Annotated in this window: 23 protein-coding genes; 4 read left to right on the plus strand and 19 right to left on the minus strand. The window is 68.3% G+C overall.

Features of this window, described 5'->3' with window-relative positions; genetic code table 11:
• Positions 1-38 precede the first annotated feature (38 nt).
• From GGQ59_RS00565 to GGQ59_RS00640, 16 genes are all read right to left on the minus strand, one after another.
• Positions 39-986: a cation diffusion facilitator family transporter gene (locus GGQ59_RS00565; RefSeq protein ID WP_183814844.1), complete on the minus strand. Its 948-nt coding sequence runs from the start codon at positions 984-986 to the stop codon at positions 39-41.
• On the minus strand, positions 983-1,471 hold the full coding sequence (locus GGQ59_RS00570; protein WP_183814846.1) for a hypothetical protein: 489 nt from the start codon (positions 1,469-1,471) through the stop codon (positions 983-985). The genes GGQ59_RS00565 and GGQ59_RS00570 overlap by 4 nt, the downstream gene beginning before the upstream one ends.
• A gap of 5 nt (positions 1,472-1,476) precedes the next feature.
• A complete protein-coding gene (gene gspN, locus GGQ59_RS00575) occupies positions 1,477-2,196 on the minus strand; it encodes a type II secretion system protein N (protein ID WP_183814848.1) in 720 nt (239 codons plus the stop codon).
• Positions 2,193-2,675 (minus strand): type II secretion system protein GspM, encoded by a 483-nt coding sequence (gene gspM, locus GGQ59_RS00580; protein ID WP_183814850.1) that lies wholly within the window; start codon positions 2,673-2,675, stop codon positions 2,193-2,195. The genes gspN and gspM overlap by 4 nt, the downstream gene beginning before the upstream one ends.
• Positions 2,672-3,835, minus strand: coding sequence for a type II secretion system protein GspL (gene gspL, locus GGQ59_RS00585; RefSeq protein ID WP_183814852.1), 1,164 nt, complete (start codon positions 3,833-3,835; stop codon positions 2,672-2,674). Before gspL ends, gspM begins: the two co-directional genes overlap by 4 nt.
• Complete coding sequence (gene gspK, locus GGQ59_RS00590) at positions 3,832-4,809, minus strand: type II secretion system minor pseudopilin GspK (protein WP_183814854.1); 978 nt, start codon at positions 4,807-4,809, stop codon at positions 3,832-3,834. The genes gspL and gspK overlap by 4 nt, the downstream gene beginning before the upstream one ends.
• Positions 4,806-5,435: a type II secretion system minor pseudopilin GspJ gene (gspJ, locus tag GGQ59_RS00595; protein ID WP_183814856.1), complete on the minus strand. Its 630-nt coding sequence runs from the start codon at positions 5,433-5,435 to the stop codon at positions 4,806-4,808. The genes gspK and gspJ overlap by 4 nt, the downstream gene beginning before the upstream one ends.
• Positions 5,432-5,806, minus strand: a complete 375-nt coding sequence (gene gspI, locus GGQ59_RS00600; protein ID WP_183814858.1) for a type II secretion system minor pseudopilin GspI — start codon at positions 5,804-5,806, stop codon at positions 5,432-5,434. The genes gspJ and gspI overlap by 4 nt, the downstream gene beginning before the upstream one ends.
• The gene (locus GGQ59_RS00605) at positions 5,796-6,329 is read right to left on the minus strand and encodes a prepilin-type N-terminal cleavage/methylation domain-containing protein (RefSeq protein ID WP_281373680.1); all 534 of its coding nucleotides are present in this window, start codon (positions 6,327-6,329) and stop codon (positions 5,796-5,798) included. Before GGQ59_RS00605 ends, gspI begins: the two co-directional genes overlap by 11 nt.
• Positions 6,304-6,768, minus strand: coding sequence for a type II secretion system major pseudopilin GspG (gspG, locus tag GGQ59_RS00610; RefSeq protein ID WP_183814862.1), 465 nt, complete (start codon positions 6,766-6,768; stop codon positions 6,304-6,306). Before gspG ends, GGQ59_RS00605 begins: the two co-directional genes overlap by 26 nt.
• The gene (gene gspF / locus GGQ59_RS00615; protein ID WP_183814864.1) at positions 6,765-7,976 is read right to left on the minus strand and encodes a type II secretion system inner membrane protein GspF; all 1,212 of its coding nucleotides are present in this window, start codon (positions 7,974-7,976) and stop codon (positions 6,765-6,767) included. The genes gspG and gspF overlap by 4 nt, the downstream gene beginning before the upstream one ends.
• Positions 7,973-9,487 (minus strand): GspE/PulE family protein, encoded by a 1,515-nt coding sequence (locus tag GGQ59_RS00620; RefSeq protein WP_183814866.1) that lies wholly within the window; start codon positions 9,485-9,487, stop codon positions 7,973-7,975. Before GGQ59_RS00620 ends, gspF begins: the two co-directional genes overlap by 4 nt.
• Positions 9,480-11,591, minus strand: a complete 2,112-nt coding sequence (gene gspD, locus GGQ59_RS00625; protein WP_183814868.1) for a type II secretion system secretin GspD — start codon at positions 11,589-11,591, stop codon at positions 9,480-9,482. The genes GGQ59_RS00620 and gspD overlap by 8 nt, the downstream gene beginning before the upstream one ends.
• A complete protein-coding gene (locus tag GGQ59_RS00630; protein WP_183814870.1) occupies positions 11,588-12,466 on the minus strand; it encodes a type II secretion system protein N in 879 nt (292 codons plus the stop codon). Before GGQ59_RS00630 ends, gspD begins: the two co-directional genes overlap by 4 nt.
• Before the next feature lie 185 nt (positions 12,467-12,651).
• Entirely contained in the window at positions 12,652-15,315 is a 2,664-nt protein-coding gene (locus GGQ59_RS00635; protein ID WP_183814872.1) for a TonB-dependent receptor domain-containing protein, read from the minus strand.
• Positions 15,316-15,389: 74 nt separating this feature from the next.
• On the minus strand, positions 15,390-18,341 hold the full coding sequence (locus GGQ59_RS00640; protein ID WP_183814874.1) for a hypothetical protein: 2,952 nt from the start codon (positions 18,339-18,341) through the stop codon (positions 15,390-15,392).
• A 238-nt stretch (positions 18,342-18,579) separates the two neighbouring features.
• Here GGQ59_RS00640 and GGQ59_RS00645 point away from each other — a divergent pair, with 238 nt between their 5' ends.
• The 4 genes from GGQ59_RS00645 to GGQ59_RS00660 are packed head-to-tail and all read left to right on the plus strand — an operon-like array spanning position 18,580 to position 21,551.
• Positions 18,580-19,389, plus strand: a complete 810-nt coding sequence (locus GGQ59_RS00645) for a prepilin peptidase (protein ID WP_183814876.1) — start codon at positions 18,580-18,582, stop codon at positions 19,387-19,389.
• Positions 19,390-19,411: 22 nt separating this feature from the next.
• Complete coding sequence (locus GGQ59_RS00650) at positions 19,412-20,359, plus strand: NAD(P)H-dependent flavin oxidoreductase (RefSeq protein WP_183814878.1); 948 nt, start codon at positions 19,412-19,414, stop codon at positions 20,357-20,359.
• A gap of 55 nt (positions 20,360-20,414) precedes the next feature.
• Positions 20,415-20,912, plus strand: a complete 498-nt coding sequence (locus GGQ59_RS00655) for a hypothetical protein (protein ID WP_183814880.1) — start codon at positions 20,415-20,417, stop codon at positions 20,910-20,912.
• A gap of 54 nt (positions 20,913-20,966) precedes the next feature.
• Positions 20,967-21,551, plus strand: a complete 585-nt coding sequence (locus tag GGQ59_RS00660) for a hypothetical protein (protein WP_183814882.1) — start codon at positions 20,967-20,969, stop codon at positions 21,549-21,551.
• Here GGQ59_RS00660 and GGQ59_RS00665 read toward each other — a convergent pair.
• From GGQ59_RS00665 to GGQ59_RS00675, 3 genes are read right to left on the minus strand one after another with little or no spacing between them, the layout of a single operon-like run.
• Positions 21,548-22,768, minus strand: a complete 1,221-nt coding sequence (locus tag GGQ59_RS00665) for a SufS family cysteine desulfurase (protein WP_183814899.1) — start codon at positions 22,766-22,768, stop codon at positions 21,548-21,550. The two genes, GGQ59_RS00660 and GGQ59_RS00665, sit on opposite strands and share 4 nt — an antisense overlap.
• Entirely contained in the window at positions 22,765-23,310 is a 546-nt protein-coding gene (locus GGQ59_RS00670; protein ID WP_183814902.1) for a pyridoxamine 5'-phosphate oxidase family protein, read from the minus strand. Before GGQ59_RS00670 ends, GGQ59_RS00665 begins: the two co-directional genes overlap by 4 nt.
• On the minus strand, positions 23,310-23,777 hold the full coding sequence (locus tag GGQ59_RS00675) for a hypothetical protein (RefSeq protein WP_183814904.1): 468 nt from the start codon (positions 23,775-23,777) through the stop codon (positions 23,310-23,312). Before GGQ59_RS00675 ends, GGQ59_RS00670 begins: the two co-directional genes overlap by 1 nt.
• Positions 23,778-23,781: the final 4 nt, after the last annotated feature.

The raw sequence follows: 23,781 nt of genomic DNA on the forward strand, positions 1-23,781 counted from the left end.
CTCGGGATAGCCGAGGCCGCGACCCGGGGCAAATGGACTCAGGCGGTCTGCGCCTCGGCGTCCATGCAGAACGGCACCACCTCTCCGCGCCCGGCATCCATCTGGATCGTGGAGTGCGTGATGCCGTAGCGCTCGGACAGCACCTTCTTGAGCGTCATCAAGGTCGCGTTCGCGCAGGCGGGGTCGCGGACCGTCACATGCATGGACAGCTCCCGCTCTGCGGGCGTCAGCATCCAAAGCCGGAAGTCATGGATGTCGGTGGCGTCCGGTGCCGCGTCGAGCAGGACGGCTCGCATCTCGGTCGTGTCCACGGTCTCGGGCGCGCCCTGCAGGAGGACGTGCGCCGTCTCGCGCGTCAGCTGCCAGGCGGACCGGGCGATGAGAGCGGAGACGAGCAAGGTGACGAGCGGGTCCGCGTAGAGCCAGCCCGTGGTCGCGATGACGACTGCCGAGACGATGGCCGCGACCGACCCCAAGATGTCGCCGATCACATGCAGGATCGCCCCGCGCATGTTGACGTCGTGACGGTCGCCGCCGTGCAGGACGAAGAAGGCGATGATGTTCGCGAGAAGGCCGAGCACCGCGACGACGAGCATCAAGGTGCTGCCGATCTCGGGCGGCTCGGCGAGGCGCTTCACCGATTCCCACAGCAGGAAGCCAATGAGGACGAAGAGGCCGAGGCCGTTGACGAAGGCTGCAAGGACCTGCGCCCGCTTGAGGCCGAAGGGGAAGCTCGGCGTCACCGGTTTCTGCGCCAGCCACTTGGCGCCGAGCGCGAGGGCGAGCGCGATGGCGTCCGTCGCCATGTGCCCTGCGTCCGCGATCAGGGCGAGCGAGCCCGACAACAGGCCGCCGACGACCTCCACGACCATGAAGCCGGCGATGACGAGGAGCGCGACGCGGAGGCGGGAGGCGTCGGTCAGGCCGTGGTCGTGGCCATCCGCGTGGTCATGCCCGTCATGGCTATGCGCATGTCCGCCGCTCAAGGCTTGCAACCCGCGATGCCGGCCGTGGGGACGACCCGCGACCAACCATCCGCCCCCGCCACCGTGACGGCCGCACTGCTGACATAGGCGCCGGCGGGAAAGGCCTCCCCCCAACGGCTCTCCACGCTCACCTGGACAGGGCCCGCTGTAGAGAGGACGCCGTCGAAGCGTTGGATGGCGGGAATGCCGAGGCGGGTCTCGCCGCCCCTGCCGACGAGGTTCAGCGCGACGCGCTCGCCTTCAATCACCATGCTCGCGCTTCCATCGTCGATCGAGCGGAAGATCGGCACGGCGCTCGCGCCTGCGCGGGTCCACAGGATCAGGCCGCAGCGGCCCGGCGGGATGTCGACGTCCTCGAGCGGCCCGGGGTCGGGCGCTTCGGACTGTGCGAGAAGCGGGCCCTGCCGGGCCGAGCGCCCAGGGGTGGTCTGCGTGCCCGTCGCGCAGGCAGCCAAGATCAGGAGAAGGGGAAGGATACGGCGCATGGACGTCAGAAGCTGCCTCTCGTGACGAGGGTATAGCCGCCCTGCCCTCTCGTGAAGCCGTAAGCGGTTAGGGCGTGCCCGACGGCGGGGTCGGTGGGACGTAGGGTCAGTTCGGTGACGTAGCGGCCGGGCGAAAGTCGCAGATAGGCCGAACCCTCGCCGTCGGCCCCGCTGCCCGATAGAGGCAAGGTGAGAACGCCGTCCCGGCACTGCCCCGTCCCATCAAGGTCGAAGCCCGTCCCGCCATAGGCACGCGCAGCCGCGCGCAGAAGGTCGGTGCTGACGGTCAACTCGCCGGACCGGCAACCGCCGTCCGAAAGGACGAGCTCCTCGCTGCGCAGGGCCGCCGTGCCGGTCAAGGGCTGGCCGAAGGCGTCTCGGAACGCGAGCGCCGAGAGCTCGACCGACGCGTCGAGCTTCGTCACCACGGTGGTGTCGCCTTCCCGGCTGAGGCGGGCTCCGCCCGTCCCCAGGGGTCCCCCCGCAGTGACATCGCCGCGGACCGCGCCGCTCAAGAGCGGAAGAGCGTGAAGCCGGATACCGAGCGTTCCGAGGGTCAGCCCCTGGACACGCGCGTTTTCGATCCGCCCGTTCCAGACCGTCCCGTCGGGGTCGCCTTCGACCGGCGCGTTCGCAACGGCGAGGGCCAAGGAGAGCGGAAGAAGGGCGATCCCGACGATCAGGGCCGCCAGAACCGCACAGAGGAGGATCAGAAGCCACCTCAAGAGGACCGCTCCAAGGTAAGCCTGGCGGTTACGAGCCCTTCGTCACCCGTGGCGCGAATCGAACCCTCGCGTACGACGACGCCGTGCTGCTCCGACAGGGTCGTCAGCCAGGTAAGAAGGCTCGTCGCGCCCGTGTCCTGGACCGACAGGTCGACTGCGTCTTCGCCCGCTTCGAAGTCGTAGCGTGCGATGACGATGCCCGCCTGCCCCGACGTCTGCTCCAGGACGGCACGCAGAGGTTCGCCGCTGACCGGGCCGCGCGTCCCGCTTCGGCTCGCCTGCTCGACGAGCGCGCGGGTCTCTGCGGCGGCCGCAAACTCCGCTCTCCCGCTCGACTTGAGCCGCTGGATCGGCCCGAAGATCAGCATGAAGAAGAGGAGGAGGCCGATCAGAACGGCGGCGATCTGAACCAGCCGCTGTTCTCGCGCGCTGAGCGAGGCGTAGCGGCTCTTGATCGGTTCGAGCGGTATGCTTCTCACGACGAGGCCTCCAAAGTCAGGCGGTCGACGTAGGCGCCATCCTCGCGCCGGGGGCTCGATCCTTCCTGCGCTCGGACGCCGCGGGCCCGCAACGCCTCGGTCAGGCGCTCCAGCTCACCGAAGTCGCTGTAGCGCAGATCCGCGACCAGTGCGCCACCTTGGGCGTAGGTGAGGCCCTGCAACTCGACGCTTCCGGCCTCCTCGAGGGCCGCGGTCAAGGCTGCCGTCAAGGGTAGGAAAGTCGAGCCGCCCGGCGCCTGAGCGCGAGCGCGCGCCTGGCGCTCGAGGTCGAGAATCCTGGTCCCCGGATAAGCCTCTACGAAGCGCACTTCGGCTTGCTGGCGCAGATCGCTCGCCGCGCCAGCGTATCGTAGGCCGTAGAAAAGGTCGCCGACGAGCCACAGCGCGAGGCAGGCCGCGATGAGGGAGCCGGCCAGCTTCCAGGTGGAGACGCCGACCCGCTCCTTGCGCTTCTGATAGCGGCCGCGACGGAAGGACGGCGGGGTCTCCTGACCGAGTGCCGTCAGGTAGAAGGCGCCGAGCGCGCGCTCGTCGGCCAGAACCAGGCTCTCGGAGCCGATCTGCTCACCGGAAGGACCGATGCGCACGGAGAGAAGCGAGGCCTCGCCCGCGAGGCGCCGGACGAGCGGGCCTGCGAAGGCCTCCTGCCCGGTGAAGCCGCCGCCAGGCAGGCAGGCGGCGATCCGGCCGCGCTCGCGCAGGACGACGCCGTCATAGCTGTCCGCATGAAGCGCGGCGTGATCGACGACCACGAGGTCGGGGTCGAGGGGCGCGAGCGCCGCCATCCAAGTCTCGAGCCAATCCCTGGGGGCGGCGGAGACGAGGCGCTTTCCTTGCGGGTCCGGTTCGCTCCAGGCGAGGTCGAACCCCGCGGCAGGCTCGGCGAGTACGTCCTCGAAGGCGAGCCGGGCAGCCGCTTCGAGCTGGCGCTCTCCGCGCACCGGAAGGGCCAGCCGCCGCGTCGCGACCCGTTCGCCCGGCAGGACGACGCATAGGACGTCGTACGCCGGCAACGGATCGGGCAGCGCGGCGAGGTCTTGTGCCAAGCCCGCGCCGCCGAGCTCGCCGTCGCTGCCGACCGCCCAACGCAGCGGCGCTTCGGGCGTCCGGCCCATCAGAAGAACGAGACGCCTGGTCACGACGCGCCGAACCGCCTCGCCAGGACCTCGGGCGTGCCGCCCGAGGGCAGGTAGAACAGTGTTACCATAGTCAGCTCCTGCCCCGCCTCTTGGACGGTCGCCGTCAGTGAGACCAGAGACGATGTCGTGGCAAGATTGGCGCTGCCCGGTGACGGCGGCAGCGTCGACAGGGCAGGCTGAGCCATGAAGGCCCCCGCACTGTCGTAGCCGGAGGCCGGACGCCGTTCGATCAGGCGCTCGACTTCCCGCATCGGAAGCGCGTTGCCGAGAAGGGCGCGAAGGATCGGCGCGTCCTCGGGCCGAAGCGTGTTGACGTTCACCGAGGCCGGCTCGACGGTCGGCAGGGCGCAGAGGTAGGGACGCAGCGCGCGGTAGGTATCCGCGTCCCATCCCGCCACCGCCCGAAGCTCTGAGGGGTCGGCGAGCAGGCGCCCCGCCGTCCGGTAGGGCACGGGGCGGCGGGTATAATCGTAGTCCTCGGCCCCGCCCGGCCCGGGCGCGTCGTCCGCGTCGATGAAGTCCCCCGCCGCCTCGGCCAGGACGGTCGCCCCGGGACCGTAGCCGCCCAAGGCCTCGACGAGGTCGGCGAAGCCCTGAAGTCCGAGGCCAGGGCTAGCATAGCCGCCCTCCCCCGCCTGGACGACGCTGTTCACGTTGAAGCACGCCACCGGCTCGAAGCGGGCGCGAACGACGCCGCTCGGCAAAGGCAATGTGAGGGGTGCCGCCAGCCACGGGTCCGTCTCCTTGTGGACGCTCGTGCTGGCGACCTCGCTCAGGAGAAGCGCCGCCCCCTGCTCGGCGCCGAGGAGCGCCCAGACGGCCCGGTCGCGGGCCTGCGCGGCGCCGGTGCGCGCGACCGAGCGCGCCATCAGCTCGGTGGTCGCTACCGCCACCACCGCGACGCTCGCCAGCAGAAGGAGGACGACGAGAAGCGCCGCGCCGCGTTGACGTTCGACTTTCGCGCCTGCCCTCATGGGACCCTCGCCAGGAAATCCTGCCGCAATCGTCCGAAACCGGGCAGCGTCATCTCGATTCGAAGCGCGTCGGGGCCGGGGGCGCCGTCGTCCTGGCCGGCGAAGCCGTCCCGCCACTGCCCTTCGCTCAGAAACGCAACCTCGGCATCCTCCACATCCTCGAGCAGCACCTGATCGAGCGTCGGCGTGTCGGCGGCGGCATCGAGGAAGGGCCGGGTTCGCCGGATGAGCGCATCGTCCTTGAGAAGGTAGGTGACGCGCTGAAGCTCCGCGCGGGGCCGGGCCGAGTCCGGGTTCTGCCAGCCTCCGCGGGTAAGGACGAACAGGACCTCCGCGTCCGGTGCCGTCTCGGGAAGCGTCAACTCGGCCCCACCGGCGAAGGCCGGCACCTCGGCCTCTCTGCCCGAGGGCCCCTCGCGCACCGGACGCGGCGCGAGCTGAAGGAGGTCGGCACGAAGGAGCGCGCGCGCCCGTTCGAGCCGCATCACCTCGTCCGTACGCAGCTCGAGCTGGCTCTGGCCGTTCACCGCGAGGGTAAGCACGCCGACGCTCGCCGCGCTGACGAAGCCGAAGACGCCGAGCGCCACGAGGAGCTCTACCAGGGTGAGGCCGCGTTGCCGTCTCATTGATCGACCGCTTTCAGCGTGGAGAGCGTCGCGAGTACCTGCCCCCCCCGGTCACGCGTGACCTCCACGGTCAGAAGCTGCGTTTCGGGTATCGGCGAGGCGACCCGCGCGGCCTGCCAGGCGAAGGTCCGACCGGCGATCTCCTGCGTGCCTTGCGGCTCTTCCTGTTCGCTTTCCCCCGTGACGACCTCGACCATGGCGTTCTCCGCCACGATCCGCGCGAGCGCGTTGTCGGCGAGCGCCGCAGCGCCGCGAGACTGATTGCCCATGAGAACGAGGATCGCGCCGATCGCGGTCGCGAGCACTGCGAGCGCGACGAGCACTTCGATGAGGGTCAGTCCGCGTTGATGCCGCTTGAGTTCACTCCGCACGGGCCACCTCCGTCTCGCCGAACGCATCGACCGTGACGGTCCAGGCGGCGCCGAAACCATCGAAGCGCGCTTCGAAGGGCGTGACCTCGCCCGTGGGCGAGAACAGCACGGGCGGGGGCGGCGGAGGCGGCGCCTTCTCCTGCCCCGGCGGCGTGTAGACGATCAGCGTGCGTTCCGACGGCGGGTCGGGAGGCAGGATCTCGCCACCCGGCGTCAGCGACAGGCGGACGTCCGGCGGAAGCGGCTCGGAGCGGCTCGGCTGCCACTCGTTGCTTCTACGGGTCAGGATCGTGACCCCCTCGCCGCCCGTCATCCCGATCGGTCGCGCGCCCGCGATTGCAAGGTCCGCATAGGCAGGCACGGCGCGCGCGAAGCTCCGGGCGGCGCGCTCGGCCGAACTCTGACGGGGCGGCACGGAGAGAACGACCACGGCGCCGACGATCCCCATGATCACGATGACCACGAGGATCTCGACCAGGGTCAAGCCACGCTGATGCTCACTCCCAGTTGGTGACGTCCGCATCGGGGCCTTCCCCGCCTGGCTGACCGTCTCGGCCAAGGGAGTAGAGGTCGAAAGTGCCGAACTCGCCGGGCGACTGGTACTCGTAAGGGCGCTGCCACGGGTCGACCGGCACGGAGTTCGCGGCGAGGTAGCCGCCCTCCCGGTAGCGGTTCGCCGTGCGCAGGTCGCGGGGCGGCGTGATCAGCGCCTCGAGTCCCTGCTGCGTCGTCGGGTAGGTCGAGTGGTCGAGGTAGTAGCTCTGGAGCGCGGCCGTGAAGTTGTCGATCTGGGTCTCGGCGGCCTGGGTTCGCGCGCGGTCGACGTTGGGCAGGACGTTCACCGCGACGATGGCGCCGAGCACGCCCAGGATCACGATCACGACCAGGATCTCGACCAGCGTCAGGCCCCGCTGGCGGCGGCGCGCCGCACGAAGCCTTTGTGTCGAGGCGTGTTCCGTCATTGAGTCACCATGGTGTTGATCTGAAGGATCGGCAGCATGATAGCGAGGACGATGACGAGCACCACCGCCCCGAGTGTGACGATAACGGCAGGCTCGAGGAGGCGCAGGGCGACGGTGCTCGTCGACTCGAAGCGCGCCTCCATCTGATCGGCCGTCTTTTCGAGCATGAGGGGTAGCTGACCGGACCGCTCCCCGGCCGACACCATGCTCGACATCATCGGCGCGAAGACCTCGGCGCGGCGCAAGGCCGGCGCGAGGCCCGCCCCCTCCCGCACGCCGGTCAACGTCACCTCGAGCCGGTCTCGGACGAAAGCGTTGGTCACCGTACGCCGCGCACCCTGAAGACCGTCGAGAAGCGGCGTTCCGGCCGCGACCAGCGTCGAGAGCGTCCGCGCGAAGCGCGCCGCGTCGAGGTCGCGGATCAGCGGACCCATCAGCGGCAGCCGCAGGAAGGTCCGGTCGATGGCGAGGCGGGGACCGGCCCTTCGCCTCGCAAGAAAGAAGGCCGTCAGCGCACCCATGACGACGATCAGGAGGAGGAGCCCCCAATCGCCGAGGAAGTCGGAGATCCCGATGACGATCCGCGTCAGGAGTGGCAGTTCCGCCCCCATGCTGGCGAAGGTCGCGACCATCTTCGGCACGACGAAGCGCATCAGTGCCCAGACGATGACGATCGCGACGAGGGCGATGACAGCGGGGTAGATCAGCGCGGTGATCGCCTTCGACTGAAGCGCGCGGTTCCGCTCCTGCATGTCCGCGAGGCGGCCGAGAACGGGCCCTAGCGTGCCCGAGGTCTCGCCCGACGCGACGATGCCTCTGTAGAGGGAAGAGAAGGCGCGCGGATGCTCGCCGAGCGCGTCCGACAGCTTCCAGCCCTCGACGATCCTCGTGCGAAGCTGCGTCAGCACGCGCGCGATCGGCGTCCCCTGTGCCTGGGCGGCGACGGCGGCGAGCGCCTCCTCGACCGGAAGGGTGGCCTCGATCAGAACGGATAGCTGCCGCGTCGCGGCGATCACGTCCCTCGGCTTCGGCGTCTTCGGGGCCCGGGTCAACGTCAGGCCCGACCCCTCGCCCGCCTCCGTCAGCGACAGGAGGGTCAGGCCGGTCGACGCGACCTCGCGCCGCGCGCGCCTTGCGGTCTCGGCCTCGACCGTGCCGCGCCGCTTCCGCCCGCCCGCATCGACCGCTTCGTAGCGGAAGGCCGTCACGTCGCGTCCACCTCCTGGACCACGCGAATGACCTCTTCGGGCGAGGTGGTCCCTTCCCTGGCATGGGCCCAGCCGGCCTGCGCCAAGGTCTGCGCATGCTGAAACGCGTGGCGTTCCATCGCGGCCTCGGTCGCGTCGTCGTGCACGAGCTGCCTGAAGCCTTCGTCGGCGACGACCAGCTCGTAGAGCCCGATCCGGCCCTCATAGCCCGTACCGTTGCAGCGGGCGCAGCCTTGCGGGTCGTAGACGGTTACGGGCCCCTCCGCCCCCATCATCACGAGTTCCGCCGTGCTCGCTTCGCGCGGCGCCTTGCAGGCCTCGCACAGCTTGCGAACCAGGCGCTGCGCCATGATGCCGGCAACGGTGGACGAGAGGAGGTAGCTCTCGACTCCCACGTCGCGCAGCCGGGTGATCGCGCCGACGGCGGAGTTGGTGTGGACGGTCGACAACGCAAGGTGCCCCGTCAGCGAGAACTCCATCGCGATCTTCGCGGTCTCGACGTCGCGGACCTCCCCCACGAGGACGATGTCCGGGTCCTGACGAAGGATCGCGCGGAGCCCTGCGGCGAAGGTCAGGCCGACCTTCGGGTTCACTTGGGTCTGGGCGATGCCGTCGAGCACGTACTCGACCGGGTCCTCCACCGTCATGATGGTGTCGTTGCCGTCCTTGAGCTCGGTCAGCGCCGAGTAGAGCGTCGTCGTCTTGCCCGAGCCCGTGGGGCCGGTGATCAGGATGACGCCCTTCTTGCGCTTGAGGAGGGTCCGAAAGCGGCGGAGCGTCTCGGCCGGCATGCCCAAAAGGTCGAGGTCGAGCTTGGCCTGCTCCTGGTCGAGGATCCGCATCACGACCCGCTCGCCGAAGCGCGACGGCAGCGTGGACACGCGCACGTCGATCAGGCGCCCGCCCATGGAGAGCGAGATGCGCCCGTCCTGCGGCACGCGCTTCTCGGCGATGTCGAGGCGGGACATGACCTTGATGCGGGAAGTCAGCACCGGCGTCATCCGCGCGGGCAGTTCCAACACCTCGCGCATCACGCCGTCTATCCTCATGCGGATCTTGAGCGCGGTCTCGTAGGGCTCGACGTGAATATCCGAGGCGCGCGTCTTGATGGCCTCCGCGATGAGCGCGTTGATGAGCCGGATGACCGGGGCGTCGTCCTCGGTATCGAGAAGGTCCGCAGTCGCCGGCAGCCCTTCCGCCAGGGCGGAAAGGTCTTCGGTCCCCTCGTCCTCGAAGGTGGCCGACGAGAGCCCTTCGGCGGAGTAGACCTCGGACAGACGGCGCTCGAAGACGCCCGACGGCAGCACCTCCACATCCGCGCCGCCCGCGGCCCTGTAGGCTTCGATCACGGCCCAGGGGTCGGCGACAGGCACGCCGGCGGCGTCGCCCTTGACCCCGATCACGGGCGCCCCGCCCTGCCCGTCGAGAAGAACGACGCCCGCATCCTTGGCGAAGCCGTAGGCGAAGCGACGCGGAGACGTCGCCTCCTCGGTGCGCTCGGTCCTACTCAAGTTCGGGCGCAGGCTCGCCCTCGACGGGGAAGCCTCCTTCTGCGCCGCCGCGCGGCGGCGCCGGAACGACGTAGCCGCCGGTGCCGAGGATGTCGCTCTCGAGCATCTCAATTCGCGACGTGCTGTCCCGGCGACGTCGGTCGGCGCGGTTCTGCTCCTGCGCGGCGTAATCGTACTTGCGCGCCGTCACGGCGTCCGCCGTCAAGGGGTCACGGATGATCGTCGGGCGGATGAAGATCATCAGCGTCCGGTCCGTCTGCTCGCGCGTCTGTCCCTTGAACAGGTTGCCGAGCAGCGGGATGTCGCCGAGGATCGGCACCTTGCTCTCGTTGTTGGAGCGGTTGTTGCCGATCAGACCGCCGATGACCAAGGTCGAACCGGACTCCGCCGCCGCCGTCGTCGTCACTACGGACTTGTTCGTGATGATGTCCTGGTTCGGCCCTGCGAAGGCGCTGATCGAGGAGAGCTCGAGGTTGATCTCGAGCTGGACCGTGTTGCCCTCGTTGATCTGCGGCGTGACCTCGAGGATCGAGCCGATGTCCTGCCGCTCGATCGAGGAGAAGACGCCGCCGTTGAAGTCGTCGCCGGACGCGCGCCCCGTGGTGATCGGGATCTCCTGGCCGACCTGAAGGCGGGCCGGCATGTTGTCCATGACGATGACGGACGGCGTGTTTAGGATGTTCGAGCGCGAGTCCGACTGGATCGCGTTCAGAAGCACGCCGTAGACCGATCCGTCATCGGTTCTGTCGGCGAAGCCGCCGATGAAGCCCGAGAAGTTCAGGAGCTGGCCGACAGCCGCCTCGACCAGCGACCCCGCCACGGACTGGAGCGCGGGGTTCTGACTGCCCGTATCCTCGATGACGGTGCCGTTCTCTGTCGTGACGGTCCGCCCGCCGCTGATCGAATCGCTGCCGGGCCCGAGGAAGTACGCCGCCCCCGCCGCCGAGACGAGGCTCGGCCCCGACCCTGGGAAGGCCGCCGCGGTGACCGGGAAGCCCTCACCGCCCGACAGGTACTGAACGCCGAGTTCGCGGGCGGTCGTGTTCGAGATCTCGACCACGATGGCCTCGATGAGGACCTGCGGGCGGCGGATGTCGAGCTGCGCGACGATCGAGCGGACGAGCCGCTGCGTGTCCGGGGGCGCGTTGACGACGACGGCGTTGGTCGCCTCGTCGAAGGCGAGCGAGGTCTGCGGCCCGAAGCCGACGCCCGGAGCCCCGCCGCCCTCCCCGCCGGTCAGCTGATCGCCCAGCACGCCGCGCAGAAGCTCGACCACCTTCTCCGCATCCGCATGGCGCAGGTAGATCGCGTCGAGGCCCACACGGCTGGCACCAGCGGTGTCGAGCTCCTGAATGATGGGCACGTACTTGCGCACTTCCTGCGGGTTGCCGCGCAGGATGATCTGGTTCGTCGCGTCGTTCGGCACGACGCTGACCGAGCCGGGCCGACGTCCGTTGGCGGCCTGCTCGTTGATGATCTGGGTCAGCGTCGCGGCCACTTCGGAGGCCGGCGCGTTCTGCAGGCTGACCGGGCGGACGACCGAGTTGTCGACGTCCATCTCTTCGATCAGGCGCACGACCCGCTCGACGTTGGCCGCCGTGTCCGCGACGATCAGCGTGTTGGTCTCCGTGATCGGGGTCGCGAGGCCGGTATCGGCGACCAGCGCCCGCACGGCGTTCGCCGCTTCGCGCACGTCGACGTTTCGCAGCGGGACGAGACGCGTGACCGTGTCCGCGCCGACCGCCTGCCCGCCTGTGCCGCCTTCGCGCAGAGCCTGCTGGCTGCGCACGATCTTGTATTCGCGGTCACCGATCGGCACCGCGGTGAAGCCGTTGAGCTGCAAGGTCGCGAGGAACACCTCCCAGACCTCGTCCGGCGTCAGGTCCGCGTCCGCAGGCGAGATGATGTTCACTGTGCCGGCGAGCGTGGGATCGATGATGAAGGTCCGGCCGGTGCGGATCGAGATGTCGTTGGCGACCGCGCGAAGGTCGGCGTCCTCATAGTTCAGCGCCGCGCCCTGCTGCGCTGCGGCCGGAGCCGCGGCGAGGAGCGCAGTGCCGAGAAGAAGGGTGGCGGCGATGCCGCGAAGTCGGGTCGTCGTCATGGAGCGAAGGCTCGGCTTAGGTCTACGGGCACGTCGAGCGGCAGGCCCTGCCGCTCGACCGTGACGATGAAGGGGCGGCTCGGTGGCAAATCTGCCATGAGTTCGAGAAGTTGGGCGGGGTTAGACGGGGCTGGGATGCCGTCGACGCTCGTCACGATGTCCCCCTCGGCGAAGCCCGATTCGGTGAAGAGTCCCGGCTTGGGTCCTGGATGAACGCTGAAGCCGGAAGACCCGTCTATGGGCCGGAATTGGAAGGCCTGGGTCAGCGCGGCGAGGGCCTCGCTCGGACTGCGCGGCCCCTCGGCGGCCTGGGGACGAGGCGTCGAGGCCGCGTTCGAAGCGGCAGAGCCGCCCTCGCGGCCCTCGATCGTCAGCGTCTCGTTCACGCCGCTGCGGTTCAAGATGACCTGGTTCGGGGGACGCACGTCCTTCAAAGTCACGCCGCGCATGATCTCGTCGCCGAGGGCGAAAGCGCGCTGACGCCCGTCCGGCATCTCGATGATGACGGTGGCGATGCCCCCGCCCCCGCTCGTGCCCTTGAGCTCGAGGTCGAGCGTCGTCTCGGCAGCGCCCGCATAAGCGTCCGTCGTCGTGGCCGGTGCCGCCGCCTTGCCGCCGAAGGGGTCCGTCCGGGACAAGATGCCGAGGTCGGCATCGAACCGCGCCCGGGTCGCGACCTCGGTCGCGGACGCCGGGGGCTCGATCGGCGCGATTAGGGCGTGGACCACCCGGACCAAGAGGATGCCCACGAGGGCGACGTAGGCGAACTCGACCAGGCGCGCGGCCACAGGCTTGCCGCGTCCGCTCCGGCCGGGCCGCGGGGCCCGAGGCCCCGGGCGCAGGGTCTGCCCCGTCTGCGTCGCTGTCTGCGCCAACCGGCACTCCTACGCTCGTAAGAAGGCCCCTGCAGAGCCCTTGCCACGCCGCCCTAGCAAAGGCGGCCCCTTTCGGGAGCCCTACCATTAACCGTTTCGCAAGCGCAGGTTAAAGGGTGCTTAAGAACCGATAGGGCGCCGAGCGGTCCGCCCGGCGCCCCGTAAGGTTGTGCCTCGGTTTCGCCTTAGAACTGGTAGCGAAGACCAGCATAGTAGAGACGGCCGACGTCATAGGTCTGGAAGGCGGGGCTTCCAACCAGACGGTCGCTCTCTTCGAAGTAGGCGTCGTAGTCCCGCTCGGTGACGTTCTGGACCTTGAGCGTGAGGTCGAAATTGCCGCCCGCGAACTCGAAGGGCTGGTTGATGACCGCGTCGAGCGTCAGGCCGGGTTTCTGCATGACCGCCGGATCGAAGCCCTGGCTCGTCAGCTGGCCGCGGAACAAAGTCCGCTCCGAGGCGTAGTTGGCTAGGATCGTCGCCGAGGCGCCGTTGTCGGTGCGCACGCCCAGCTGGAAGTTGAAGAGGTGTTCGGACTGGCCTGTCAGCGGGCTTTCGTCGAGGATGTTGTTCGCTGCGTCACGCGTGTTGGGCGTGATGCCTTGGCCGGATGTCCGCGCGACCGTCACCTCGCCGTCGTTCGACACCTGCGCATCCGTATAGGTGTAGTTCGTCTTGAAGACGATCTCCTTGCCCTCGCCGAAGGGCGACCCGCCCGTCAGCTCGTAGAGGTCGAAGGTCTTCTCGAACTCGAGCTCGACGCCCCATAGCTCGGCCGAAGGCGCGTTGACGAAGGTCGTGCGGAACACGTTGCCCTGCGTCGTGATCGTCTCCTCGATCGGGTTCTGAATGTCCTTGTAGAAGAGGCCGACCGTGACGAACTGGCCGGTGCCGAAGTAGTACTCAGCTCGAAGGTCGAAGTTGTCGATCTCGGAGTTGACGAGGTAGGGGTTGCCGAAGAAAGCGACGTCCGTATCCGGATCGATGAAGATCGAGGGACCGAGCTCGCGGAACTGCGGCCGGGTGATCGTCTTCGAGTAGGCGCCGCGCAGCTGGAAGTCGTCGAGCGGGTTCCAGGTCACCGTCACCGCCGGCAGGAAGTAGTCCTCTTCGATCGCGGGGAAGGTCTGAAGCGAGTTCTCCTCGTCGGTGACGAAGGTCGAGACGTCTTGGCTGCCATCCTCGAAGCGCACGCCGCCCGAGGCGCGGACGTATGGTCCGAACTCGGCCTCGGCCGAAACGTAGGCGCTTGCGACCTCGAGCGAGCCGTCGAAGTTGTCGGGGAAGCCGCGCGAGGAGTTCAGGAGCAGGAACGGACCCGACAGGCCCATGACCGGGTCGGAGAAGATGAGGTCCGGACGGCTCAGCTGGACCTCGTCGGGGAAGTCGCCGCGAAACTCGAAGTCGCGGCGCTGCGTCGAGCGGCTCGAGTCGGTGTAGCCGCCGCCCGCCTTGAGGACGAGCGGAACCGCGCCGAGCTCAACCGGAAGCGACAGGTCGAGCGCGGCGGCGAAGTTCTCGTCCTGGAGGAAGGAGTTGTTAATGTAGCTCTGGCCGTCGCCCTCGCTGAAGCGGTAGATGCCGCCTCTATCGTAGAAGTTGGTCTGACGGTTGTAGGGCGCGTCCCTCAGCGCTTCGCCATAGGCGACCCGCCACGCGACGCCGAGGCCCTGACCGAAGTCCACCTCGTGATCGCCGACGAGCTGCGCCTGCCACAGCTCGCGCTCGATCCAGTCCGTGCTCTCCTGCCGGAAGTCGGGCGTATCGCGGCTCGATCCTTCTTCGATCTCCGCCTGCTTGAGCGAGCTGCGCACGTAGATGCCGGTCAGCGTCACCTCGTCGCCGTTCGCGAACTCGAGCCCCGTCGAGGAAAGGCCGGACAGGGTGATATTCTGACGCGTCGAGAAGAAACTCGAGGTCGGCTGCGCGTCGAGGTTCGGACGGTTGCGCACGCCGTCGCGGTTCTCCCACTCGTTGTCGTAGCCGAGGTAGAGGACCGTGCCGACGTCGACCGGACCCAGACCGTCGAAGCGCTTGCCGGCCGCAAGGCTCGCGCCGCCGTCGAAGGGCACGTCGTCGCGCGTGATGAGAAGCGTCTTGTACTGCTCGAAGGCGGTATCGACCGCGTTCTGCTGGTCCGGGCCTAGCGGATCGCCGGTAAAGGTCAGTGCCGCCGCGTCGGGGAGGTCGCGCAGGCCGTCGTCGAAGCCGAAGACGTCCGAATCGCTGCCCTCGTAGAAGTAGCCTTGCTTGAGCGTCGTCTCGGTGTTCGCTCGTCCCTTGATGCCGATCTCGAGGAAGTCCTCGTCCGGCCTGGACTTGGTCTCGAGCTGTACGAGGCCGCCGCCGAACTCGCCCGAGAGTTCGGGCGAGAAGGTCTTCACGACCGTCGAGCTCTGGATGACCGAGGTCGGGAAGAGGTCGAGGGGCGCCGCGCGGCGAAGAGGCTCGGTCGAGGGCAGCGGCAGGCCGTTCAGCGTCGCGGAGGAGTAGCGCTCGTTCAGCCCCCGGACGATGATGAAGCGTCCGTCGTTGACGGAGAGGCCGGTGACGCGGCTGAGCGCGGCGGCGATGTCGCTGTCGCCCGCCCGGACGAAGTCCTCCGCGTCGAGGACCGAGGTGATCTCGGAGGTGGCGCGCTTCTCGTCCGGAATGAACTGGCCGCGCACAACGATCTCGTCGATGGGGCCTGCGTCCTGCGGTTCGGCCGGCTCGTCGCCTGCCTGCTCCTCGCCCTCGGTGGCGTCGTCCACGCCCGCGTCTTGCGCGTAGGCCGGCGCGAGGGCCGGGCTCGCCGCGCTCATCGCCAAGGCCAGCATCACCGAAGGCAGAAGCCTGTCAAAGTCGATCATGATCTACTCCGCTCGCCCTTCTCAGGCAGATCGTTCTTGTGAGCGGGGCGCAGAAGCGCGCCCCGCCGTTCGGCTCATTGGTCGGCGACGTTCGCAAGATCCGTCGAGAGGTTAACCGTCCAGCCGGTGGCCCAGTTGCTGGCATCGGTCTCGGTCGCAGGATCGAAGGCGCCGATGAAGAGCGCGTCCTCGACCGCCTCGTTCGCGCCGGTAAGGTCCGAGACCGCGACCGGCGTCATGATCGACGTGATCGTACTCGTCGGGATGAAACCGTCGAGGCCATCGTCGCCATCGGTCGTTCCGGTCGTGATGTTGGTCGCGGTCGGCAGACCCGCGGCTTGAGCTTCCACCGCCGCACCCGTGTTTTCGTCGGTATAGAGCGCGAAGAACTCAGGGTTGGCGGTCGAAGCGTCCTCTCCGGTTTCCTGACGGACGAAGCTGATTCCGTCGACGAAACCAGTGACGATGCCGTTCGCGAGGATACCATCTGTACCCGCGCGCAGCAGCATGCCGTTCCCGGCGTTCGGCGAAGCCGCCCCGCCCGCGGAGGAGCCGAACATCGTGAAGTTCGCGATGGTGGGGAAGGAGCGCACGCCTTCGGCATCTCCAACGTTGGTGTCGTTGCCACGGTTGTCCGCTTCGATGCCGTTGTTCGCGAGATCGTCGGCTTGAACGACGAGCGCGTATTGCACCGAGCCCCTGAAGCCGTCCGTCCAGTCGATCGAGTCGTCGCCCGCCGCGGTGATGACGAGGTGGTCGACGTTGACCGTGCCGCCGAAGAACTCAACCCCGTCGTCGAAACCTTGATCAACCTGGACGTAGGAGACGGTGGTACCGGACCCGACGCCCTGGAAGGCGATGCCGTTGAGCTCGTCTTCCTCGTTGAAAGGAAAGCCCGCATAGCGAACGACGACGTACTCGAGTGCACCCGAGCTGTCCTCGTCGTCGTTGCCGCCGAAGAGGCCAGAGCCCCCCTCGCCCGTCTTGACGCACTCGGCCGTGCCAGGCGTGTTCTCGCCCTCGTCGCAGTCATTGATCCGAGCGCGACCGTTGAGCACCAAACCGCCGAACTGCTGACGTCCGGGCGCGCCGGTGCCGAGCGCATCCTGCTGGCTAGTGAAGATGATCGGCGCACCGCGCGTACCACGGGCGACGAGTTGCGAGCCGCGATTCACGATGATCGCCGTCTCGCCGGATGTGCCAAACACGGTGACGCCTGGGTCGACGGTGAGGGTCGCCGACGCCGCGCTCGTCGCGAGCGGCCCCTCGGGATCCGGTCCGCCGTCCGTGCCGACGAAGGTCGGCCCGTTCAGCCGGTAGAGGCTGCCCGCGGTGAGTGTCAGATCGAACAGGACCTCGTTCGGCATGTCGCAAACCTGCTGCTCGGTTCGGCCGGCCGGAACCGGCGTCGACGAGAGCGTGGTTCCCGCCGGACAGCCAGCGGCCGCCGCGCCGGGAATCGTTCCGCTCAGCGTCCATCCCGTGGTCCAGTTGCTCGAGTTGCTTTCAGTGTCCGGATCGAACGCACCGATGTAGTCGGTGTCGTCGAGCCCGACCGTCCGGCTCGCCGCCGAGATCGTCGCGACTGTGGTCGCAGGCACGGCCAGCTCGGCCGCTCCGGGGATCACGCCGTCCACCGTCTCAGCGTTCGCGGACTGGTTGTTGTTGCCGGAAGCATTGAAGAGCGACGCGGCGTCACCGTCGAAGGGGTCGGCTGTGTTGGCCGCCGTGAAGATCGAATAGAGCGCGGGGTCTTGGGACGCGGTCTCCGTCCGGATGACGTTTCCGCTGTCGTCCTCGATGTCGTTGTCCTTGTCGTAGTCGACGCCCTGGGTGAAGCCGATGACGATGCCGTTGGCGAAGAGGCCGTCCGTACCGGCACGAAGCTTCATGCCGTCATCGGCCTCGGGTGCCGCAACGTCGCCTTGCGCCGAGCCGAACAAGGTGAAGTTCGAGATGACGGGGAAGGAACGCACGCCCTCCGCCTCGCCGACGTTGACGTCGTTGCCGCGGTTGTCGCCTTCCATGCCGCGGTTGGCACGGACATCATCCTGAACGACGAGGGCATACTGCATCTCGCCGCGCCATCCATCAGTCCAGTCGATCGAGTCGTCGCCTGCCCCGGTGATGACGAGGTGGTCGACGTTCACGCGGCCACCGAAGAACTCGACGCCGTCGTCGAAGCCGTTGTGGACCTGAACGTAGGAGACTTCGGTACCGGAGCCGACCCCTTGGAAGGCGATACCGTTGAGCTCGTCCTCGTCGTTGAAGGCAAAGCCCGCATACTGAACACGAAGGTAGGTGAGCGATCCAGAATCGTCCGTAGCGTTCCCGCCGCCGAAGCTGCCCGAGCCGCCCTCACCCGTCTTGGTGCAGTCGGCCGAACCGGGAGCGGCGCTTGCGAGGTCGCAGTCGTTGATGGGGGCGAGACCGGAGATGACCAGGCCGCCCCATTCCGCCTTCTGCGAGGCGCTGCCGCCGACCAAGCCGTCGTCGACGCTGCCGTCCGCCGCGTCGGATAGCGACGTCATGACGACGGGCTGCGCGGCGGTCCCCTCGACCTCGATGCGCGAGCCAGGCGTGATGAAGAGCGCGTCCGAACCCGAACGGCCCATCAGGATCGCGCCCGCACCGACGGTCAGAGTGGCGCTCGCGCCGCTCGGGTTCTCGATGACGTTCTCGCCGATGAAGACGCCGCCCTCGAGGATGTAGCCGACGCGCTGGCCCGAGGCGGTGCCCGGAAGAGTGAGGTCCTGCGTCACCGTACCCTGCGCGATCACGCAGGCTTCGACCTCGGTCGAACCGGAGGTCACGGTCGACGCGGTCGTACCCGTCGGGCAGGAAAAGCCTTCAGGAACGAAGGAGACGTCGGGACCGGTCTCACCGCCGCCATTGCCACCACCATCGCCGATGGTCACGGGGCCGGCGGAGCCCGACGAGGCGACCTCTCCGCTGCCAGAACAGGCGGCCAGGAGGCCGAGGGCGCTGGTGGCGAGGAGAAGAGAACGAAGAGGAGTGCTGATCATGGAAGCCCCGTCCTGTGATAGGCCTGCGCGGGGCGGACGCCCCGGATTGCGGCGGCTGCTAAGCAGGATCGGCAACGCTTTCGTGACGCACGGATTACGGGTTGATGACACAGAGAGGACGCACTGATGGGTTTGCGCACTCCGTACGCGTCGTGGTTCTCGGCGCCGCGCCGCAAGGCCGCGTCGGCGTTGACGTTGAGCGTCTCATGATGCCTGACGGCTACAGCTTCGCCTCGCGATGTTGATCGCCGCCCTCCTCGGCCTCGCCGGGCTTCTAGGCGGCAGCTTCGCGAACGTGGTCGCGCATCGCGGGCCCGTCCTCTGGGGCTTTGCGAATCGCCCGGAGCGCGCGACCGGACGGTACGACCTCGCCTGGCCCGGCTCACACTGTCCTTCTTGCGGGCACGGGCTGGGCCCTGCCGAGCTCGTCCCGGTCTTGAGCTACCTCGCGCTTCGCGGCCGCTGTTCTGCCTGCGGCGCGCGGATCGCGCCGCGCTACTTGCTGCTCGAAGCGCTCGGTGGCTTGGCCGGCCTATCGGCCGGCCTTCTCTTCCCCGTCCCCTTCGCGTTCTTCGTCCTCGCTCTGCTTCTCCTTCTGATGACGGCGGCGGCAGTCGATTCGGAGACCGGCTACCTGCCCGACGCGTTGACGGGCCCAGCGCTGTGGCTCGGCCTCCTCGTCAGCGCGACCGGCGTCGGTCTGGATCCTGGCGCGGCGATCTTCGGCGCGGCCCTCGGCTACGTCGCGCTTCGCGGCGTCGAGGAAGCCTACCGTGCCCTCCGGGGACGCGAAGGCCTGGGGCGCGGCGACGCGAAGCTGCTGGCGGCGGGCGGCGCCTGGCTAGGCCCCGGCAGCCTGCCGTTCATCGTGCTCCTCGCGGCGTTCTCCGCCCTCGTCGTCATCGGGGCGCAGGCGGCGCGAGGGCGGTCCGTCGAGGGCGGCACCGAGGTGCGGTTCGGTCCCTACCTTGCAGGCGCGATCGCGGCCCTCCTTCTGGCAAGGCCTCTGGTACCGCCTTCCGTTGCGGCGCTCTTGGGGGCACCCTAGCCGCAGCCCAGCAGGAGGTCCGATGCCGAAGCTCTCTCCGCGCGACGCCCGCGCCCGGTTCCGCGAGGTCGTGGACGGCCTCGCTTTGCCCGTGGTCGCCGCGCCCATGTTCATCGTCTCTGGCCCGCCACTGGTGAAGGCCGAGCGCGAGGCGGGCATCCTGGGTTCCTTCCCCGCGCTCAACGCGCGGCCGGCGGAGGCGTTGGAAGAGTGGCTGGCCGAGATCGAGGGGGTCGCCGGCACACCCTTCGCGGTGAACCAGATCGTCCACCGCTCCAACGCGCGGCTGGAGCACGATCTCACCGTCATGGTCCGCCACCAGGTGCCCTTCTGCATCACCTCCCTCGGCGCCAGGCCGGAGGTCTTCGATGCTGTCCAGTCCTATGGCGGGATGTGCTTCCACGACGTCACGACCGACGCCTACGCCCACAAGGCCGTCGAGAAGGGGGCGGACGGCCTCATCCTCGTCGCGGCCGGCGCCGGCGGGCACGCCGGCAAGCTCTCCCCCTTCGCCTTCCTCGCCGAGGTGCGGCAATGGTTCGAGGGACCGATCCTCTTGTCGGGTGCGATCGCGACGGGCGGGGGCGTTCTCGCCGCGCGCGCGATGGGGGCGGACGCGGCCTATATGGGCTCGGCCCTGATCGCGACCGAAGAAGCCAACGCCTCGCTCGACTACAAGCAGGGCGTGGTCGAGGGCCGCGCCGAGGACATCGTCTACACGAGCCACTTCACCGGGGTTCACGGCAACTACTACGCGCCGTCCATCCGTGCGGCCGGCCTCGACCCGGAGGCGCTGCCCGAGGCGGACCCCAGCAAGATGAACTTCGAGGCGACCGAGAGCGGCGCCAAGGCTTGGCGCGACATCTGGGGCATGGGCCAGGGCATTGGCGCGGTCGAGAGGGTCGAGAGCGTCTCTAGCGTCGTTGCACGGCTCAAAGCCGAGTACGAAGCGGCGCAGGCAGGGCTGTAGGAAGATGCGACGGGTTGTGAAGCGCATCCGTTCTAGAACGCGCTAACTTGCTCGGATGCGCCGTTTTGCCCTTCTCCTCCTCGCGCTTGCCGCCTGCGCCACGAGCCGCGACGCCGCGGACACGACCGGCGACGGGCTTGGCGACGCGGTCACGAGTCCGCTCGAGGACGTGAACATCAAGCGCGAGGAGATTCCGGTCGTCCTCCGCGCGCTCCGCGGGCCCTATCCCCTACGCGACCCAGGCAGCTGCGAGGCGATCGCTGCGCATGTCCGCGACCTGACCGCCGCGCTCGGCCCCGACGCCGACGACCCGGCGGCGGGCGAAGATCCGACCTTCGGCGAGAAGGCGGGCGACAGCGCGCTCGACGTGATCGCCGACACCGCTTCGGACATCATCCCGTTCCGCGGGGTCGTCCGCTACGCGACCGGCGCTACGCGGCACGACCGCATGGTGCGCGAGGCCTATCAGAACGGCATCGCCCGGCGGGCCTACCTCAAGGGGCTCGGCGAGGTGCGGGGCTGCCCCCCGCCCGCAGCGCCCGACCGCCGCTGAGCTGCGGCGATGCGCGGTTTGTCCCGCCTTGCCGGCCCCGCTAAAGTACCGGTCATGATCCGCCCCCTCCTCGTCCTCCTCGCGCTCGGCGCGCTCTGCGCCTGCTCGACCGCCGTGAAGGCGACGACGAAGACGACGGCCTTCGCCGTGAAGAAGACCGCACAGGGCGCGGCGGTGGCGGCGTCGGTCCCGCTCGAAGACCTCAACATCAAACGCGAGCGAATCCCGAAGGCGCTGCGCCGGCTCGACGGCCCCTACCCGTTCGAAGCGCCGCACAGCTGCTTCATGATCTTCTTCGAGGTCCGCGAGCTCAACGCGGCGCTCGGCCCGGACGCGGACGATCCGCTCCCGAAGGACGAGCGAAGCCTCGGTCAGAAGGCGGACGATGCCGTCGGGGCGGGCGCGACCTACGCCGTGCGCAAGGGCGCGGCGAGCCAGATCCCCTTCCGCGACCTCGTCCGCGCCGCCTCCGGCGTGAACGCTCATGAGCGGGAGCTGCGTCGTGCCTACCTGAAGGGCGTCGCGCGGCGCGCCTATCTGAGGGGGCAGGCCGACGCGCGCGGCTGCGACCAGGCGGCGGTGGACCGGGAACTCTACGAGGAGCGCCAGCGCAAGAAGAAGCGCGGCCGGATCTTCTAACCGAGAAGATCCTTCGCCTTGCGGCAGGCGTCGGCCAAAGCCTCGACCTCTTCGTGCGTGTTGTAGGCCGCGAAGCTCGCGCGCGCCGTCGCGCTGACGCCCAGGCGCTCCATCAGCGGCTGGCAGCAATGGTGCCCCGCCCGCACCGCGACCCCCTGGCGGTCGAGGATCGTGGCCACGTCGTGCGGGTGCGCCCCGTCGATGTTGAAGGCGACGACTGGACCCTTGCCCTCCTGCCGTCCGTAGACGGTGACGAAGTTCAGCGCGGACAGCGCTTCTATGGCGTGCCCGGTCAGCGCGTCTTCGTGCGCGCGCAACCCCTCGACGTCTTGGGCGGCGATGAAGTCGAGCGCAGTGCCGAGGCCGATGGCCTCAAGGATGGGCGGCGTGCCCGCCTCGAACCTGTGCGGCGCGACGTTGTAGGTGACGTTCTCCTTCGTCACCTGGTCGATCATCTCGCCGCCACCCTTGAAGGGGGGCAGACTGTCGAGCAGCGCCTTGCGGCCGTAGAGGAGGCCGATCCCTGAGGGACCGTAGAGCTTGTGCCCCGTCGCGACGTAGAGGTCGACACCGAGCGCTTGGACGTCGACCGGTCCGTGCACGGTCGCCTGGCAGCCATCCGCGAGGATCAGCGCGTCGTGCTCATGCGCGATCCGCGCCATCTCTCCGAGCGGCGTGTAGGCGCCGAGGACGTTGGACTGGTGCGTGACCGCGACGAGGCGGGTCCTGTCCGTGAAGAGCGCGCGGTAGGCATCCAAGTCGACGTTGCCGTCCTCGTCCACATCGAGCCACTTCAGGACCGCGCCCTTGCGCTCGCGCAGGAAGTGCCAGGGGACGATGTTGGAGTGGTGCTCCATCACGGTAAGGATGATCTCGTCCCCCTCCCCGATCGCGTGCTGGCCGAGGGCGTTCCCTGCGAGGTTGAACCCGTCCGTGCCGCCCGCGGTGAAGATCACCTCGTCGGGGCTCGCGGCGTTCAGGTACGCCCGAGCCGACTCCCGCGCCTGCTCATAGGCAGTCGTCGCCTCGTTCGACAGGGCGTGGAGGCCCCGGTGCACGTTGGCGTAGGAGTGCGTCATCAGCTCGGTGAGCTTGTCCACGACAACGCGCGGCTTCTGCACGGAGGCGGCGTTGTCGAGGTAGCGCAACGGTTTTCCGTAGACCTCGCGGGAGAGGATTGGGAACTCGGCGCGGAAGGCTTGGGGGTCGAAGGTCATGCGTCCACCAGCCCCGTCGGCAGCCCGTCGATGCTGACCGCGTTGTTCTCCGCCTGATAGGCGGCGAGGCCCGCCTCACCCTTGCGTTCTGACCAGCGGAGAAGCGTGTCGCGCTCTTCGTCCAGGCTCATCTGCGGCACGGCATAGCCGCAGCTCGTCTGCACGCTGTCGATCGCGAGTACCACGAGGCCGCGGGCGCCGGGCAGGTCCGGGAAAAGGTGCGCGTTCGCCTCGTAGAACGCGGACCCTTTCTGCTCGTAGCGACCGTGGCCGTAGAGGCGGAGGATCAGGGGCGCGTCGCCGAAGCTGTTGAACATCACCGTCAAGCGGCCGTCCGCGCGAAGGTGCGCCGCGGTCTCCGCCCCGCTGCCCGAGAGGTCGAGGTAGGCAGCCTCGTTCGGCGAGAGGACGCGGAAGCTGTCCATGCCCTTCGGGGAGAGGTTGATGCGGCCGGTAGGCGCCGCGCTCGCGACGAAGAACATGGGCTGCGCCTCGATGAAGCGCGTCAGCTGATCCGTCAGGGCGTCGTAGAAGCGGGCCATCAAACAGGAACCTCTCCTTGTTCGAACTTTGTCCGGTTCCATCGCAGGCGGCCGTAAACGTACCCCGCCGCTGCCCCCGCCGGAGCCGTTAGCGGCAATAGTACAAACCCAAAGAATATGCCAACTGCTATCCCCGTGATCATTCCCGAAATAGCGTACCATCGAACTGATTTAGGACTTCTAGCAATCAACTCGACGATTATAATGCCAAGTAGACCAGACGCCGCGATATATTCCCCAAATACAGCTATGGAATGCAGATCTTCCACATCAGTAAATATGAGAACAACATCTAAATATTCGTCAGATGATATAGAGAGGGTTGATCCGCTATATATTGACCATACCAGATCATGCAAAATGAAATACGGCCCCATTAAGAAACAGAACGTCACTAAGGCAACCAGAACGGCTGCCGCATAGGCTAGGGGGATGCGTAGTATTTGCAAGAACATCGCCTGTTGCACCTTC

This window comes from Parvularcula dongshanensis (assembly GCF_014199615.1).
Taxonomy (GTDB): Bacteria; Pseudomonadota; Alphaproteobacteria; order Caulobacterales; family Parvularculaceae; genus Parvularcula; species Parvularcula dongshanensis.